Raw genomic sequence first — 1,464 nt, forward strand, 5'->3', positions numbered from 1 at the left:
TGCGCGGCTTCCGGATAGAGCCCGGAGAGATCGAGGCGCAGCTGACGACCCACGCCAACGTACGAGAAGCACTCGTTGTCGCCCGCGACGACGCACAAGGCGACAAACGCCTCATCGCTTACGTGGTCACGACGCCCCCGTCAGAGCGGGATGTTGAGAGCGAGAGTCGAGCAATAGCGGTTTGGAAAGAGGTCTACCAAGAAGAGAACAGCAAGCCATCACCAGATCCTTTTGGCCATGACTTCCATGGCTGGAACAGTAGTTACGATGGTCGGCCGATACCCCGTGATCAGATGGAGGAATGGCGTGCTGCCACTGTTGCCAGGATTCTAGAACTCAAACCCAAAAAGGTTCTAGAAATCGGAGTCGGTACGGGTTTGCTCCTTTCGCAGCTTGCCCCGAAATGCGATGAATACTGGGGTACTGATTTCTCCCAACGAGTCATTGAAGGGCTCAGGGATCATGTCACGTCGAGACCAGAGCTGACAGGTCATACTCATCTTCGTTGTCAGCAGGCAAATGTCTCCGAGGGACTTCCCACATGCTCGTTCGACACAGTGGTCATCAACTCGGTCGCACAGTACTTTCCATCCCAGCAGTATCTCGTCGACGTCATCCACCAGGCAATGAACTTACTGGGCCCCGAAGGTTCCATATTTCTCGGTGACATCCGTAGCCTGCCCTTACTCCGGTACTTTTGCACAGCCATTGAGCTAACGGGGCAACAGGAGAGCGTGTCGATTGAAGCCGTCCGAGCGGCTACTGAGAGACGCCTTCTCCTGGAAAAGGAGCTGGTGTTACATCCCCGCTTCTTTCTGGAACTACAAAGTTCTATGAGTGGCATTTCCGGCGTGGACATTCAGGTAAAACAGGGGTCGGCCGCTAACGAGTTAAGTCGATATCGCTACGACGTTGTCATCAGGAAAGGAGTCACGGGACTGCCCTCTGTAGCAAATCTTCCTAGATACTTCTGGGGCGAGGGCGTTAGGGACAGTTCATCTGTCCTGTCAGTCGCCGCGAGTCGGCCGGACGGCGTTCGCTTCTGCAATGTTCCGAATGCCCGTTTGTGGGAAGATCTATTGCTGATCGCCGACTATGAAGACCCGGACCTCGCTCGATATATCGATGCGGCCCGTCCCTTTTCGATTTCGCTTGACACCTTCGTCTCGCTTGGCAAAAAGACGGGCCACCGGGTTGTTGCAACGTGGTCTCACAGATCGTCGTCCGGAGAGATGGACGTTGTGTTTCTTCCGCAGGACTGCACCGCGGTGACGGATCTGTATCTTCCGGATCCCGCTGCGGACCTCTATACCAACTATGCGAATAGTCCTGCCCGGCAGGATGAGGTGGTGGGTCTTGCTGGCGAGTTGCGGTCGTATTTGTCGTTGAGTCTTCCTGAGCACATGGTTCCAGCGGCGTTTGTTGTGTTGGACGCGCTGCCGCTGACACCGAATGGGAAGGTGG

1 protein-coding gene is annotated in these 1,464 nt (G+C 55.5%); it reads left to right on the forward strand.

The features are described from left to right. A partial coding sequence (locus B7R24_RS17440; protein WP_147304108.1) for a class I SAM-dependent methyltransferase occupies window positions 1-1,464 on the forward strand: 1,464 nt, incomplete at both ends.

It is taken from the genome of Subtercola boreus, from assembly GCF_003399645.1.
Classification (GTDB): Bacteria; Actinomycetota; Actinomycetes; order Actinomycetales; family Microbacteriaceae; genus Subtercola; species Subtercola boreus_A.